The organism is Variovorax sp. dw_954 (genome assembly GCF_018449755.1).
In the GTDB taxonomy this organism is placed as follows: domain Bacteria; phylum Pseudomonadota; class Gammaproteobacteria; order Burkholderiales; family Burkholderiaceae_C; genus Variovorax.
This window is the reverse complement of record NZ_JAAVVD010000007.1, coordinates 256,595-272,049: the sequence shown is the minus strand read 5'-3', so window position 1 is coordinate 272,049 and position 15,455 is coordinate 256,595. Positions and strand designations below refer to the sequence as shown.

Here is a 15,455-nt window from a genome sequence, read left to right as displayed (position 1 = left end):
GTGGTCCGTGTCACGCGGTTATACGTTTGCGCAGTGGCGTCTTCAAGCACCTGGTGCTTTGGAGGCGCCCGCGACCATCTGCTCTCGCCGCCGGATGGCGAGCGGTGTCTCCCCAAACCAGCGCTTGCACGACCGCGTCAGCGCCGACTGCTCCGACAGCCCCAGCTGCTCGCAGACCTGTACCAGCGGCAAGGGCCCTGCAAGATAGCGAAGCGCCGCTTCGCGCATCACGGCGTCGCGCACATCGGCGAAACGCACGTCTTCCGCGCTCAACTGGCGCTGCAGTGTGCGAGGGTGCAAGGCCAGCATCGCCGCGACGCCTTCCAGCGCGCATTGCGACGTGCCCAGCGTGCGCGCAATTGCGAGCTGCACGCGTGTGCGCGTGCTCTTCTGCGGGGCATCGAAGGTGCTTTCGAGATAGTGGGTCGCCAGGTTGCGCAACGTCGCATTGGCCTGCGGCAACGCTGCATCGAACAGCTTGCGCGGCACGATCAACGAAGCGCTGGGTTGGTTGAAGCGCGGTGCGATGCCGAACGCATGCCGGTAAGCCGACGCGCTGGCGACCGGAGCATGCGGAAGGTGCACGGCTTCCAGCCGGTAGCGATCCCCGCCGAGCAGCGCCAGGATGCGGTGACCACCGCACAGCATCAATTCGAACGCCTGCCGGGACTCGGGCAAATGCATGCCGGACGTCTCATAGCGCAGTTCGGCGAAATTCGCGCCCGCACTGCCGTCGGTGACAAGCGTGATCGCCAGTCCCTGGTTGTGCACGTACATGTAGCGCGATGCGATCTTCAAGGCTTCGCCGAGCGTGGGCGAGTTCTGGATGGCTACCGCAATCGGCCCGAGGATGCCCATGTCCTGCGCCTGGGCCAATCGCAAACCGAAATCCGGACATTCGAGCTCGCGTGCGGTGGCCTCCAACAGCCGCGCCAGCTTGAACGCGGGCACCAGCAATTCATCGTCGCCCAGCAACTTTTCCGGCAGCTTCTGGCTGCGCAACATGGCCGCGGGATCGCCGCCAAGGCTTCGCACCAATTCACTGAAGCCACGCAAACTCGCGGCGCGAACACTGTTGGACATGTGTCGTGAAATGTCAAATATTCGTCGCGCGGCGTCAAGCCCTGGGTTGCCCGCACCGGCGACCATCAAGCCGCCAGCTGCTTGCTGGCTCCCCTGCCCCACGCCAGACAAGAAAGACGAGACATGCGCATCCAAGAAAGCAAAAACTTCAAGATAGGCGGCCCGCGCGCCACCTATGTGCTGGTCATCTGCTCGCTGCTGAACGCAGTGGCCTACGCCGACTGGCAAGTGATGGCGGTCGTGCTGCAGTCCATCAAGCGCGATCTCGGGTTGAGCGATTCGCAGATCGGCGCGGTCAACTCGGCCTACTTTCTCGGCATCATCGTGTGCACGCTGCCGGTGGCGCATCTGGTCGATGCCTGGAGCCGCAAGAAGATGATCGGCTTGATGGCGCTGGCCTGGAGCGGCTTCACGCTGGCGACCGGCTTTGCGGGTGGCTTCGCATCCTTGCTGCTGACGCGCCTGGGCGTAGGCATCGGCGAGGCGGGCTATGCGCCTGGCGGCACCGCGCTTGTTTCGGCGTCGTATCCCGAGTCGCAAAGGGCGCGAAAGCTCGGCGTCTTCAACCTCTTCATCACCGTGGGCGTCATCCTCGGCGTGATCGTCGGTGGCTACCTGTCGGCTCACCATGGCTGGCGCACACCTTTCGTGGTGTTCGCCGTACCGGGCATCGTGCTCGGGGTGCTGGCGTTCTTCATGCAGGACTACCGGCTCGAACGAGATGCCGGGCAGGCGCGCGCCCACGGCAGCATCCTCGCCAATCTGAAGCTGCTGCTGTCGGTGCCCACGCTTCGCTGGATGTACTTCGGGCTGGGCATGTTCGCGGTGCTGCAGGTCTCGGTCGGTACCTGGTTTCCGTCACTGCTGATGCGCGCCTACGACATCAAGGAGGACAAGGCCGGCCTCGTGATGGGCGTGGTCACGATCTTTGGCTTGGCCGGCCCGATCCTGGGCGGCGTGCTGGCCGATCGCTGGCACCAGCGCGTTCCCGGCGGCCGTATGCGCCTCGCCTCGGCCAGCATTGCCATCGCCGCCGTGTTCATGTTGCTGGTGTTGCTTGCCGGCCTGGACCTGTCCAACAAACCGCTGATGATGTTCTGCGCGGCCATGATGCCGCTGCACAGCATCTTCGTCGGCATGGCGTTCCCTGCCGTCGCGGCCACGAGCCAGGACGTGGTTCCCCCACACCTCAAGGGGCTTTCCTGGGGTGCGGCGATGGTGGCGCTGTTCATGCTCGGCGGCGCCTGGGGACCACTTCTCGTGGGCGCGGTTTCCGACCGTCTCGCCGGCGGCTACCAGGGGCTGGCGATCGGCCTGGCGGTGACCGGCGTGTTCGGCTTCATCGCGAGCTGGGCCTGGTTCGTCACGGCGCGCCATGTCGAGGCAGACATGGCGCGAGCGTCCAGCCTTGGGTTGTCCGAGTCCGACGAAAAACAGCTCGCAAGCGGCCATCGCTCGGCGGTGACCAACGCAAACCTCCGCTGAGTTCACCCCGCACCCACGAGCGCAACCCAATCAATAAACCTCAGAAAGAAGAAAGACATGGCCTCCGAAATCGACATGAGCCGCCTCGACATCACCCGGCAGAACGTTGCCGTCGAAAAGGCGCTCGCCAACACCACGAACCCCCGCCACCGCTATCTCCTGCAGGCTTACCTTCGGCATCGCTATCTCGAATCCGCGGGACGGTGGCAGGAAATCCTGGACCCATCCCTGACGGTGGACAAGCCGTTCTACCGCTTCAACCTGGCCGGCCGTGAGCCGTTCACGCTCGAAGGCAAGGAGCAGGTGGGCATGCTCTACGGACATTGGACCGCGACGAACCAGTGCATCTTCTACGTCGAAGACGAAGACGTGGCCGTCGGCGATCACATGGTGATCGGCCGCGGCATCGGCTATCAACAGACGCTGGGCGCCGAACTCGCCGCCGCCGGCCTGGACGTCGATCCCACGGCCATGTACCTCAAGAAGTCCCAGATCATGATGCTGTGGCCCTACGACGACCACTGCCGGTTGCTGGGCGAGGACGTCTGGGAATTCGATACCGCAAAGTCCGGCCTGTACAAGCTCGACCCGGCCGATGTGCTGACGGCCGCGCAAAGCCGCGAGCTGCTCGACCCCTTCATCAAGCCACTGCCGGTCTTCGACGACAGCATGCTGCCCCGATGAAAGCGGTCGTTTGCCAGGACGCGAAGCTCGACGTGATCGACCTGCCCGAGCCCGAACCCGGGCAGGGCCAGCTCGTGCTCGAGGTGACGCGCTGCGGGATCTGCGGCTCCGACCTGCACGCTCGCCACCACGCCGATGCCCAGGCCGATGTGCTGGCCGAGGCCGGCTACGACGGCTTCGCGCGATCGCACGAGGCGGTCGTGTTCGGCCACGAGTTCTGCGGCAACATCGTCGACCACGGGCCGGGCACCTCGAAGAAGATCAAGACCGGCACCCCAGTGGTCGCGCTGCCGCTCGTGCGCCGGCCCAACGGGATGCATGCGATCGGCCTTTCCGCCTCCGCGCCTGGCGCTTACGCGGAACGCGTGCTGATCGAAGAAGCGTTCATGATCCCCGTGCCCAACGGCCTCGCTCCCGAGATCGCGGTTCTCACCGAGCCGATGGCCATCGGTCATCACGCCGTCAATCGATCGGAGATCACCCGCAAGGATGCCGCGGTGGTCATCGGTTGCGGCCCGGTGGGCCTGGCGATCATCTGCCTGCTGAAGACCAAGGGCATCGAGACCATCGTCGCGAGTGACTTCTCGCCGGCCCGGCGCGCGCTCGCCACTGCGTGTGGCGCAACCGTGGTCGTCGACCCTGCGGCGGCCTCGCCCTACGAGGCGCTCGCAGCGCGTGGCTACACCACCTCGATCGCCGACCACGCGGCGGGTGGCCTGAAGGCAATGAAGGGTCTGCGCAGCCTGCCCCTGCCTTGGCACCTGACCCTCGGCGCGTTGAAGGCGCTGGGCGCCACTGCGCCAAAGCGGCCGATCGTGTTCGAATGCGTCGGCGTTCCCGGCATCATCGACAGGATCATCAGCGACGCTCCGCTCAATTCCCGCGTCGTCGTCGCCGGCGTCTGCATGACGCCGGACCAGTTCCGCCCGGTGATGGCGATCAACAAGGAAATCGACCTGCGCTTCGTCATGGGCTATGACCCGCTGGAGTTTCGCGACACCTTGCGGATGCTGGCCGACGGCAAGATCGACGCGTCGCCTCTTGTCACCGGCACTGTCGGGCTCGATGGTGTCGCTGGCGCATTCGATGCCCTTGCCGCGCCGGACAAGCATGCCAAGATCGTCATCGATCCCCGAAGCGCCGCGGTCTTGTAGCCGCCGCGAGACCGGGCTGCATTCGTCGGGGGCTGGGCTGCTGGACTTCGACGAGGTGCTGGTGCGTGCCTGGCCGCCCGGGCAGGTGGTCGACACGCACACCCATCCGTTCGCTGTGAAGGCGCTGGTGGTGCAAGGCGAGATGTGGCTGACCGAAGGCGGTGATACACGGCCGCTGAAGCCCGGTGACTCCTTCGAACCGGGCTACGCCGCTCCGCATGCGGAGCGCTACGGCAGCAAAGGCGCGGTCTACTGGGCCGCCCGGCGCAACACCAGGCCCGATTGACAGACGGCGCGATGTCGGCCGGTCGCCGCTGTCAGCGACGCCGTGCAGGCCCCCACCGCCAGACTACGCAGGTTCGGCTTCGTCGCAAGCCGGCTCCGCTGCTGCATTGCCCAAGCTGAACCGCGTTTTCGTGGCCGCCGTGTGCGGATGCCGCGCCGAATCGTAGAGACTGCGCGCCAGCGCGCGGTGCATCGCCACCAAGGGTTCGAGTTCGAGGTCGACGAACTGCCCGTCGCGAATCCGCACTCGCCCGTTGATCACGCTGAGCGATGCGTTGATGCTCTGGCAGAACACCAGCGCCGCGACCGGGTCGTGCCCCGCGCCCGCATGCCCCACGCCGCGCAGATCGAAGGCCACGAGGTCGGCCGACATGCCCGGCGCCAGCGCGCCGATGTCGTCGCGGCCGAGCACCTTGGCGCCGCCCAGCGTCGCGATCTCCAATGTCTCGCGCGCCGTCAGTGCCGCCGGACCGAAGCCCACACGTTGGAGCAGCATCGCCTGCCGCGCCTCGCCCAGCATGTGCGCGCCATCGTTCGATGCGCTGCCGTCGACACCCAGGCCGACCGGCACGCCTGCGCGGCGCATAGCACCGATCGGCGCGATGCCCGAACCCAGCCGCATGTTGGAACAGGGGCAATGCGCAACGCCGGTGCCGGTGCGCCCGAACAGCGCGATGCCGGCGGGGTCAAGCTTGACGCAGTGCGCATGCCACACGTCGCGGCCGACCCAGCCCAGGTCCTCGGCGTACTCGGCGGGCGTCATGCCGAACTTCTCGCGCGAATAGGCGATGTCGTTGTCGTTCTCGGCCAGGTGCGTGTGCAGCGAGACGCCGTACTCGCGCGCCAGGAAAGCCGACTCGCGCATCAGGTCGCGCGACACCGAGAACGGCGAGCACGGCGCCAGCACGATGCGGCGCATGCTGTGGCGCGATGCGTCGTGCCAGCGCGTGATCAGGCGCTCGCTGTCGGCCAGGATCGCGGCTTCGCTCTCCACCACCGAATCGGGCGGCAGGCCGCCCAGGCTCCTGCCCACGCTCATGCTGCCGCGCGCCGCATGGAAGCGCATGCCCATCGCCTCTGCCGCCTCGATCGAATCGTCGAGCCGCGCGCCGTTGGGGAACAGGTAGAGGTGGTCGCTGGTGGTCGTGCAGCCCGAAAGCATCAGCTCCGCCATCGCGGTCTGCGTCGAGACCTGCACCATCTTCGGCGTCAGTCGCGCCCACAGCAGGTAGAGGTTGGTGAGCCAGCCGAACAGCTCCGCGTCCTGCGCCTCGGGCACCACGCGCGTCAGGCTCTGGTACATGTGGTGGTGCGTGTTGACCAGCCCCGGCATCAGCACGTGGCCGCGCAGGTCGATGGCATCCGCCCCGCCGCTGGCCAGCGCGTCGCGCCATCGCGCAGGGAGTTCGCTCGTCGGGCCGACCCAGGCGATGGCCGGCCCTTCGACCACGACGGCCCCGTCGGCGATCTCGCGCCGAGCGGCATCCATCGTGACCACCACGTCGGCGTGGCGCAGGACCAGGGGGCGGCTCATCTTCATGCTGTGGCTCATATCGATCTTGTTGCAGGCGTCGGCGCTGCTGCGTTGCGAGGAAAAGCTCATGCCTCGGCCGAATGGGCGGCACCCGCGGCGAGCGCGAACGAACGCTCCTTCGACAGCACGCCGTGATAGAACAGGTTGAGGATCACCGCCGACAAGGTGCCCAGCACGATGCCGCTGTGCGTGATCGGATGCGTCCAGGCCGGCAGGTGCTGGAAGAAGGTCGGCGACAGCGTCGGGACCAGGCCGAGCCCGATCGAGATCGCGATCACGTAGAGCGCATGCTTGTTCTTCGCATAGTCGATCGAGCCCAGGATGCGCACACCCGTCGCCGCCACCATGCCGAACATCACGATGCCCGCGCCACCCAGCACGAAGGGCGGCACCGAAGCCACGATGTGCGCCACCTTCGGGAACAGCGCCAGCAGGATCAGCAGGCCGCCGCCCATCGCCGCCACGTAGCGCGAGCGCACGCCGGTCACCGTCACCAGCCCGACGTTCTGCGAGAAGGAGGTGTACGGGAAGGTGTTGAAGATGCCGCCGATCAGCGTGCCCAGGCCGTCGGCGCGCAGGCCGCGCGTCAGCAGCTCGGGCGTCATGCGCTTGCCGGTGATCTCGCCCAGCGCGAGGAACATGCCGGTCGATTCCACCAGCGTGATCAACATCACGATGCACATCGACACGATGGCCGCCGCATCGAAGCGCGGCATGCCGAAGTGGAAGGGCGTGGTCAGCGCGATCCAGCTCGCGTCCTCGATGCCGTCGAAGCTCATGAGGCCCAGCGCGAGGGACACCAGCACACCCGCGACGATGCCCAGCAGGATCGCGATGTTGGCCCACAGCCCGCGGCCGAAGCGCGTGATGAGCAGCACCACGACCAGCACCAGCGCCGCGATCGCGAGCTTGGCCGGGTCGCCATAGTCCGGATTGGCGATGGCATGCGCCACACCGTCGACCATGCGCGTGGAGCTCGGTTGCCCACCCGCGGCCCAGTTGATGGCCACGCCCATCAGCGACACGCCGATCAGCGTGATCACCGTGCCCGTGACCAGCGGCGGAAACACGCCGAGCATGCGGCCCATCATCGGCGCCACCACGATGCCGAACAGGCCGGCGGCCATCGTGGCGCCGTAGATCGAGCGGATGTCGAGCGACGGGTCCAGGCCGATCGCGATCATCGGGCCGACGGCCGCGAAGGTCACGCCCATCATCACCGGCATGCGGATGCCGAAGCCCCAGATGCCCAGCGCTTGGATCAGCGTCGCGATGCCGGCCGCCAGCAGGTCGGCGTTGATGAGGAAGGCGATGTCCGCCTTCGACAGCCCCAGCGCGCCGCCGACGATCAGCGGCACCGCAACGGTGCCCGCGTACATCACGAGGACGTGCTGCAGGCTCAGCGCCGCGCAGCGTGGAAGGGGGACTTTCTGGTCGACCGCGTCGCGCGTGGCGTTGTCTCCGGCGGCGGTCGTGTTCGTGTGGGAACGCATGTCTCTGGACCTTTCTGCAGTGGGGCGCTCGGGTGGCGCATCTGTCGGCGGGACCGGAGTATGGAAGCGCACCATCCCCTCGCGCAAAGTCAATAAATCGCGCGGCGCGTCCACTAAAAGTGCACGCCCGGGAAGACCCGGGTTGCGCCTGGATCAGCTCGCCACCAACGCTTCCTCGATGCAGACGATCACCTGCTGCACCAGCACCTCCGCCGCAGCGCTCAACGCGGCACCGGCGCGCGTCACCAGCGCCAGGCTTTGCGGGCGCAGCCCGCTGTCGCGCAGCGGCACGAACACCAGCGTGCCGGCACGCACGTCGTCGCCGACATCGAGGCGGTTGAGCAGGCTGACGCCCGCACCCTGCCGCGTGAGCTGGCGCATGAGCGCGGTGGAGGTGGTCTCGATGACCGGCGCCACGCTGATGGCCGAGCGCCCCAGCGCGCCGTCGAGGATCGGCCGCAGCGTCAGCGAGGCGGTCGGCAGGATCAGCGGAAAGCCCACGCAATCGGCCAGCGTCGTGGAGCTGCGCGCACTCAGCGCATGGCCCGGCGGCACCACCGCGCCGATCGGCCACTCGCTGGTGAACAGCGTGCGAAGGCCGGCGTTGTCGGGCACGTCGTAGGCCAGCGCCACGTCCACGTCGCCTTCGGTGGCTGCCTTGAGCAGCGCCGTGATCTGCATGTCGATGAGCTTCAGGTAGATGCCCGGATAGCCGGCCCGGCAACGCTGCGCCACCGTCGGCAGGAAGGCGCTGGCCAGCCCTGCCGTGGTCGCCAGAGAAGCCTCGCCCTGTCGCAGGCCGCGCACCGCATCGATCTGCTGCCGCACGCCGTCGAACTCGCGCAAGGTACTGCGCGCATGCGCCAGCACGATCTCGCCGACCGGCGTGAGCTTGAGCTTGTTGTGGATGCGCTCGAACAGCGGCGCGCCCAGCTCGGCTTCGAGATTCAATATCTGCCGGTTGACCGCCGTCGGCACCACATGCAGTTGCTCGGCCGCCTTGCGGATCGAGCCGGCGCGCACCACCTCGACGAAGTAACGGACCACCTTGGCATGCATCGGTGCGCCTTCAGCCCGGGCCAGGCGCCGGCACGTCGAGCAGCGCCGCCAGCCGCGCCAGCGCATCGACCGCCGACGGCGCCAGCGCTGTCGAGCGCGTCAGCATGAGGTTGAGCCGCTGCCCGAGCCCCTCGACCATCACGCCGCTTCCGGCTTCGCGCAGCACACCCTCGTCGTCGCGGATGCAGTCCACGGCGGCGCTCACCCTTTGCGCATAGCTGCCCTGCTCCACGCCATAGCCCACCACCGGCTTGCCCAGCGCCACCGCAAAGCCCACCTCGAACACCGTGCCCGAATCCGGCTCGTGCCCGCGAAAGCACATGAGGTTGGCCACGACGCCGTCGGCCTCCTGGATGAGCCGGATGTTGCCCTCGTAGATCCGTTGCGCACGCTCGTCATCGCTGCCGCCGGCCGCCTCGGCAATGGCGGCATCGGACGGCGCCAGGCCGACCATGCCCAGCCGCTCGCAATCCGCCTTCAGTGCCTGGAAGATGGCCGCGCTGTCGCGGAAGAAGACATCGGGGCCGGCAAGGTAGACACGAGGTCGGCGGGAGGCTGGAGCCTGGCGCGGGGTCAAGGGCATGGCGTTCATCAAAAGTGGATGATGCCTTCCTTCATGACCATGCGCAGGTTGGATTGCTGCTGCAGCAGCCGGACGTCGTCGGTCGGGTCGCCTTCCACCAGCAGCAGGTCGGCGAGGAAGCCTTCCCGCACCAGGCCCAGTTCATGGCGCAGCCCCATCAGGTCGGCGCCGACCGCGGTGGCGCAGCGCAGTGCCTCCGCCGTGCTGAAGCCGAAGAAGTCGACGAAGTGCGCGATGTCGCGCGCATTGGTGCCCATCGGCGTCAGGCTGAAGCCGTAGTCCCCGCCCACCACGATGCGCACGCCACGCTTGTGCAGTTCCTTGTAGGTGGCCACGCAACTGTCGAACTTGTGCTGCATCTTCATCTGCTCGACGGCCTCGCGCGGCATGCCGAAGAGGTGGTGCTCCTTCACCGTGTTGTGCAGGAGGCCGAACGCCGGGCCGACGAAAAGCTTGTCCTTGTTGGCCTCGAGCATGTCGAGCGCTTCGCTGTCGGCATAGTCGCAGTGGTAGATGCAATCGATGCCGGCACGCACCGCCATCTTCACGCTCTCGCTGGAGCGCGCGTGCGCCACGGTGGTCTTGCCGTACTTGCGCGCGATCTCCATGAAGGCGTCGAGTTCATCGACGCACAGCGGCGTCTGCTCGCCACGTGCATGGGGCACGAACTGGTCGCCCGAGATGTTGATCTTGAGGTTGTCCACGCCCTCCCGCACGCAGGTGCGTGCTGCCAGCCGCATCGCTTGCGGGCCGTCGGCCACCAGCCCGAAGCCGATGCGATCCTGGTGCATCTGGCCCTCGTCGCCCAAGCCGCCGGTCACCGTCAGTTCGGGACCGGCCGCACGCAGCCGCGGGCCGGCCAGCTGGCCCGCGTTGATCGCATTGCGCAAGGCCACGTCGATGCGCATGCGTGCCGATGCGGCCGAGAACGCGCTGGTGAAGCCATGCCGCAGCAACAGCGTCGCGTTGGCGGCCGAGGCCAGCACATGGTCTTCGGGCGGGATGTTGCCGACGTCGGCATTGGAAGTGAGGGCCGTGAACGACAGGTGGCAGTGGCCTTCGACCAGGCCCGGCATCAGGGTGCAACCGCTGCCGTCCATATGGCGGGCGACATCCGCCGCCTGCTCGCGCAAGGCGCCACGCTGCTCGCTGATCCTGGCGATCCGCGGGCCGTCCACGAGCACATCCGCCGCCCGCCGTCGGGCATGTTCCGCATCCCAGACCAGCGCGTTCTCGATGAGTGTCAACATGGTTCCACCGCGATAGAAGTGACCCGGACAGTGTCCGCGCGAAGCCCGCGCGCCGCAAGTCGCGCCCGCCGTTCGGCAGATTGTTTCCGTTGCCGCGCAGGCGTAGAGTTTCCGCCTCGCTGAGGCTTCAGGAGCCGGACATGACACAGCAGGCGAACGACCGCGTCGAGGCTTTCATTTCGGGATTCAACGGGCAGGCGCTCACTGCCGGGCATGCGGAATACGACAAGTCCCGCTCGCTCTGGAACGGCGTGATCGACCGCAAGCCGCTCTTGATCGCGCACTGCGACGCCGCGGCGCAGGTCGCCGACGCCATCCGCTTCGGCCGTGCGGAAGGCTTGGCCATCGCGGTGCGCGGCGGGGGCCACAGCTATGCCGGCAACTCCTGTTGCGACGGCGGCCTGATGATCCACCTCGGCACGATGAACAAGGTGGTCGTCGATCCGGTCAAGCGCCGCGCCGTGTGCGGCGGCGGCGCCACCTGGGGCGATCTCGACGCGGCCACGCAGGCGCACGGGCTGGCCACGCCGGGCGGCTTCATCAGCCACACCGGCATCGGCGGCCTCACGCTCGGCGGCGGCATCGGCTGGCTGTCGAAGCTCGCCGGCCTGTCCTGCGACAACCTGGTCGCCGCCGAGGTCGTCATGGCCGACTCGCGCATCCTGCGCGCCACGGCCGACGAGAACCCCGACCTCTTCTGGGCGCTGCGCGGCGGCGGCGGCAACTTCGGCGTGGTTACCTCCTTCGAGTTCGCGCTGCACCCGGTGGGCATGGTCAGCCTCGGGCTGTTCTTCTTCGGCCTGGAGCAGGTTGCGGAGGCGCTGCGCTTCTCGCGCGAATTGGTCAAGTCATTGCCCGCCAGCGTCAACGGCTTCCTCGCCATCGGCCTCAGCGCGCCGCCTGCGCCCTTCGTGCCGCCCGAGCATCACTTTCGCACCGGGCATGCGTTGCTGGTCGCGGGCCTCGGCCCCGAGGAAGAGCACCAGGCGGTGGTCGCGCAGGTCCGCAACGCCGTGCGCCCGCTCTTCGAATGGGTCACGCCGATTCCCTACGTCGCGCTCCAGCAACTGTTCAACGGCAGCGCAACCTGGGGTTCGCTCGGCTACGAGAAGGCGCTCTACCTCGACGAACTGAGCGACGCGGCCATCGCCGTGATCGGCGAGCATGTGCCGAGGAAGACGAGCCCGCTCTCGTTCTGCCCCGTCTTCACGATGACGGGCGCCTACCGCACGCCAGCCGACGGCGACACGGCCTTCGGCGGCAGCCGCGGCGCGGGCTACGTCTTCAACATCGAGGCCGCCGCGGCGGACCTCGAGACCTACGAAGCCGACCGCGCCTGGGTGCGCAACTTCTGGGACGCGATGCGCCCGCATGCCACCGGCTCCGGCGGCTACGTCAACTTCATGGTCGACGCCGACGAGGACCGCGTGCGCGCCTCCTACGGCGATGCCAAGTACCAGCGCCTGGCCGCCATCAAGACCCGCTACGACCCCGACAACACCTTCCGCCTGAACGTCAACATCAAGCCGGCGTAGCGGACGGGCGCGGCGTTGCGCCGCCTCCCCAAGAATGAGTACGGCAATCGACCTATACGCCGTCTGGCCCTTTGCATTCGTGCTGCGCTGCAGCGACGATGAAGGCACGCGCCGTCCGGCGCAAGCAAAGGAGTCGCCATGGGCCCCGCCGCTTCCTTCTTTCGCACACCGCTTCTTGTCGCAGGCATGCTGCCCTTCTTCTGCGCCGCGCTGTCGGGCCCTGCCGGCCTCATCGCACCGCCGCCGGAGGAAGGCAGTCCGGCCTACCTGGCGGTCCAGCATGCGCGCGATGCCTTCTCCACCGAAGTCGAGATCGACCTGTCCGACACCGAGCAGGCTCTGGCGGCCATGCAGCAGGCCAACCAGATCGTTGCGCCGAGCTTCTATTTCTGAGCCGACAAGCCGACAGGGCCGGGCTACCTCTACAAGACCAGCAGCGCGCGGAAGTCGTTGACGTTGGTGTTGGTCGGTCCCGTCACCAGCAGGTCGCCGATCGCATCGAAGTAGCCATACGCGTCGTTGCGGTCCAGGTGATCGCCGAGCTTCCGGCCGACGGACGCCGCGCGGACCAGCGTGTCGGGCGCGACGAAGGCGCCCGCGTTGTCTTCCACACCGTCGATGCCGTCGGTGTCCGCCGCCAGCGCCCACACCTGTGATTGCCCCATCAGCGCACCGGCCAGCCCCATGCAGAACTCACCCGCGCGACCGCCGCGGCCCCTGGCTTGGCCGGGCTGGCGTGGCCGGATCGTCACAGTGGTCTCGCCACCCGACAAGATCACGCAAGGCCGCGCGAAGGGCGCGCCGCGATGCGCCACGGCGCGGGCCAGCGCGGCATGCACCTTGCCCACTTCGCGCGACTCGCCTTCGATCTCGTCGCTGAGGATGTGCGCATCGATGCCCGCCGCGCGCGCCGCCGCGGCGGCTGCCTCGAGCGACTGCTGCGGCGTGGCAATCAGGTGGACCTCATTCGTCGCGAAGATCGGATCCTGCGGGTCGGGCGTTTCCAGCGCGCCGCTTTCGAGGCTGGCGCGCACCGCTGGCGGAATCTCGATGCGATAGCGGTCCAGGATCGCCAGTGCATCGGCGCAGGTGCTGGCATCGGGCACCGTCGGCCCGCTGGCGATGATGGCCGGGTCATCGCCCGGGACGTCGCTGATCGTCAGCGTGACCACCTTGGCGGGCGCGCAGGCCGCTGCCAGCCTGCCCCCCTTGATACGCGACAGGTGCTTGCGCACGCAGTTCATCTCGCCGATGCCCGCGCCGCTGTCGAGCAGTTGCTTGTTGATGCGCTGCTTGTCGGCGAGCGTGAGCCCCTCGGCCGGCAGCACCACCAGGTCGTCCGCCGTGAGCCCGTTGGCCAGCGCGAGGATGCGCTGCGCGGCCTGTTCGCCCGCGGCATCCGGCACCGGGTGCGCCGCCTCGACGATCTCGATGCGTTGCGGCAAGCCTTCGGGCCGCGGCGGAATGTGGTCGTAGCGCGTGACCACCAGGCCCGACAGCGGCGCATCCACGGGCCACAGCGCCTCCAGCGCCTGAGCCATCGAGCCCCCCGCCTTTCCCGCGCCCAGCACCAGCGTGCGCCCCTTCGGCGGCGCGGGCAGATGCGCGCCCATCGTGGACAGCGGAAGCGCACGATCCACCGCGACGCGATAGATGTGCTCCAGGAACTCGCGCGGCTGCGCGCGAGCATCCGGCACCGTCGACAGGCCGGTTTTTGATGCGATCATTTGTGCTTTGTCCAGTCAGGGATTACCGCGCGATGAGCACGCTTTTGATTCGAAATGCCGAGTGCATAGCCACCTTCGACAACCAGCGCAGCGAGCTGCGGCACGCATCGATTTATATCCGGGATCACCGCATCGAGGCGATCGGCGCCGATGCCGATATCGCCCGGTCTGCCGACGAGATCATCGACGCGCGCGGCCACCTCGTGGTGCCGGGGCTGGTCAACACGCACCACCACATGTACCAGTCGCTCACGCGCGCCATTCCGGGCGTGCAGGATGCCGAGTTGTTCTCCTGGCTGCGCGGGCTCTATCCGATCTGGGCCGGCCTCACGCCGGAGATGGTGCATGTGTCGACACAACTCGCCATGGCGGAATTGCTGCTCTCGGGCTGCACCACCAGCAGCGACCACCTCTACATCTACCCCAACGGCGTGCGCCTGGACGACAGCATCGAGGCCGCGCGCGAGATCGGCATGCGCTTCGTCGCCACGCGCGGCAGCATGAGCGTCGGCAAGTCGCAGGGGGGCCTGCCGCCCGACAGCGTGGTCGAGAAGGAAGACGCGATCCTGAAGGACACGCAGCGCCTGATCGAGACCTTTCACGATGCTTCGCACGGCGCGATGGTCAACGTGGCCGTCGCGCCCTGCTCGCCCTTCAGCGTGAGCCGCGACCTGATGCGTGAATCGGCCGTGCTGGCACGCCAATACGGGGTGCGGCTGCACACGCACCTGGCCGAGAACGACCACGACATCGCCTACAGCCGCGAGAAGTTCAACTGCACGCCCGCCGAATACGCGCAGGACCTCGGTTGGCTCGGACACGACGTGTGGCATGCGCACTGCGTGAAGCTCGACGCGGAGGGCATCGCGCTGTTCGCGAAGACGAAGACCGGCGTCGCCCACTGCCCCTGCAGCAACATGCGGCTGGCCTCGGGCATCGCACCGATCCGCAAGATGATCGACGCCGGCGTGCCGGTGGGCCTTGGCGTGGACGGCAGCGCCAGCAACGACGGTGCGCACATGGTCAACGAGGCGCGACAGGCCTTGCTGCTCGCCCGCGTCGGCCGCGCGCTGGAACCTTTCGGCTGCGACCACGGCCCTTCTGAAATGACGGCGCGCAACGCATTGGAAGTGGCCACGCGCGGCGGCGCCGAAGTGCTGGGCCGCCAGGACATCGGCCACCTCGCGCCAGGCATGTGCGCCGACCTCGCGTTGTTCGACTTGCGCACGCTGGGCTTTGCCGGCGGCGCGGTGCACGACCCGGTGGCCAGCCTGCTGCTGTGCGCGAGTCCGAACAGCGCGTGGACCATCGTCAACGGGCGCGTGGTGGTGCGCGAGGGACAGTTGGCGACGGTGGAGTTGGGTCTGTTGGTCGAGCGGCACAACCAGCTTGCCTTGCAGTTGGCGGCAGGTTCGCACTCGGGAGGCTGAACAAGTCCCCGTGAAAGAGAGCACCTCGGCCGGGGACAGGATGCCAGGCGCAAGCCATAGCCACAGCGAGGAATTGCAACGCCTCAGACGGAAAAAAGCCCCTGAATCATCAAGACTCAGGGGCTTCTTGCTTCGTGGCGCTACCGTGAAACC

At 67.7% G+C, this 15,455-nt stretch carries 14 protein-coding genes; 7 read left to right on the top strand and 7 right to left on the bottom strand.

Going from position 1 to position 15,455, the window contains the following annotated elements:
• Nucleotides 1–42: 42 nt before the first annotated feature.
• The gene (locus HB681_RS14135) at nt 43–1,311 is read right to left on the bottom strand and encodes an AraC family transcriptional regulator (RefSeq protein WP_213955448.1); all 1,269 of its coding nucleotides are present in this window, start codon (nt 1,309–1,311) and stop codon (nt 43–45) included.
• Between HB681_RS14135 and HB681_RS14130 the strand changes: the two genes are divergently transcribed.
• The 4 genes from HB681_RS14130 to HB681_RS14115 are packed head-to-tail and all read left to right on the top strand — an operon-like array spanning nt 1,291 to nt 4,692.
• Complete coding sequence (locus tag HB681_RS14130; protein ID WP_213955447.1) at nt 1,291–2,568, top strand: MFS transporter; 1,278 nt, start codon at nt 1,291–1,293, stop codon at nt 2,566–2,568. The two genes, HB681_RS14135 and HB681_RS14130, sit on opposite strands and share 21 nt — an antisense overlap.
• A 57-nt stretch (nt 2,569–2,625) precedes the next feature.
• Nucleotides 2,626–3,252, top strand: a complete 627-nt coding sequence (locus HB681_RS14125) for a hypothetical protein (protein WP_213955446.1) — start codon at nt 2,626–2,628, stop codon at nt 3,250–3,252.
• Nucleotides 3,249–4,406: a zinc-binding dehydrogenase gene (locus HB681_RS14120; protein WP_213955445.1), complete on the top strand. Its 1,158-nt coding sequence runs from the start codon at nt 3,249–3,251 to the stop codon at nt 4,404–4,406. The genes HB681_RS14125 and HB681_RS14120 overlap by 4 nt, the downstream gene beginning before the upstream one ends.
• Nucleotides 4,363–4,692, top strand: coding sequence for a hypothetical protein (locus HB681_RS14115; RefSeq protein ID WP_256734935.1), 330 nt, complete (start codon nt 4,363–4,365; stop codon nt 4,690–4,692). The genes HB681_RS14120 and HB681_RS14115 overlap by 44 nt, the downstream gene beginning before the upstream one ends.
• A 63-nt stretch (nt 4,693–4,755) precedes the next feature.
• On the opposite strand, the gene HB681_RS14110 is transcribed toward HB681_RS14115, so the two are convergent.
• The 5 genes from HB681_RS14110 to HB681_RS14090 form a co-directional block, all read right to left on the bottom strand.
• Nucleotides 4,756–6,231, bottom strand: coding sequence for an 8-oxoguanine deaminase (locus tag HB681_RS14110; RefSeq protein WP_213955490.1), 1,476 nt, complete (start codon nt 6,229–6,231; stop codon nt 4,756–4,758).
• A gap of 59 nt (nt 6,232–6,290) precedes the next feature.
• Nucleotides 6,291–7,718 (bottom strand): nucleobase:cation symporter-2 family protein, encoded by a 1,428-nt coding sequence (locus tag HB681_RS14105; RefSeq protein WP_213955444.1) that lies wholly within the window; start codon nt 7,716–7,718, stop codon nt 6,291–6,293.
• Between the two features lie 153 nt (nt 7,719–7,871).
• Nucleotides 7,872–8,777 carry a LysR family transcriptional regulator gene (locus HB681_RS14100; RefSeq protein ID WP_213955443.1) on the bottom strand — a complete coding sequence of 302 codons (906 nt, stop codon included), beginning with the start codon at nt 8,775–8,777 and terminating at the stop codon, nt 7,872–7,874.
• 10 nt (nt 8,778–8,787) lie between these two features.
• Nucleotides 8,788–9,360: a nucleoside 2-deoxyribosyltransferase gene (locus HB681_RS14095; RefSeq protein ID WP_213955442.1), complete on the bottom strand. Its 573-nt coding sequence runs from the start codon at nt 9,358–9,360 to the stop codon at nt 8,788–8,790.
• Nucleotides 9,361–9,368: 8 nt separating this feature from the next.
• Nucleotides 9,369–10,610 (bottom strand): amidohydrolase family protein, encoded by a 1,242-nt coding sequence (locus HB681_RS14090; protein WP_213955441.1) that lies wholly within the window; start codon nt 10,608–10,610, stop codon nt 9,369–9,371.
• A 140-nt stretch (nt 10,611–10,750) separates the two neighbouring features.
• Here HB681_RS14090 and HB681_RS14085 point away from each other — a divergent pair, with 140 nt between their 5' ends.
• The gene (locus tag HB681_RS14085) at nt 10,751–12,145 is read left to right on the top strand and encodes an FAD-binding oxidoreductase (RefSeq protein ID WP_213955440.1); all 1,395 of its coding nucleotides are present in this window, start codon (nt 10,751–10,753) and stop codon (nt 12,143–12,145) included.
• A 138-nt stretch (nt 12,146–12,283) separates the two neighbouring features.
• Nucleotides 12,284–12,538, top strand: a complete 255-nt coding sequence (locus tag HB681_RS14080; RefSeq protein ID WP_213955439.1) for a hypothetical protein — start codon at nt 12,284–12,286, stop codon at nt 12,536–12,538.
• 29 nt (nt 12,539–12,567) lie between these two features.
• Here the strand turns inward: HB681_RS14080 and HB681_RS14075 are convergent, their stop codons facing one another.
• Entirely contained in the window at nt 12,568–13,872 is a 1,305-nt protein-coding gene (locus tag HB681_RS14075; protein WP_213955438.1) for a glycerate kinase, read from the bottom strand.
• 32 nt (nt 13,873–13,904) lie between these two features.
• Between HB681_RS14075 and HB681_RS14070 the strand changes: the two genes are divergently transcribed.
• Nucleotides 13,905–15,302 carry an 8-oxoguanine deaminase gene (locus HB681_RS14070; protein WP_213955437.1) on the top strand — a complete coding sequence of 466 codons (1,398 nt, stop codon included), beginning with the start codon at nt 13,905–13,907 and terminating at the stop codon, nt 15,300–15,302.
• Nucleotides 15,303–15,455 lie beyond the last annotated feature (153 nt).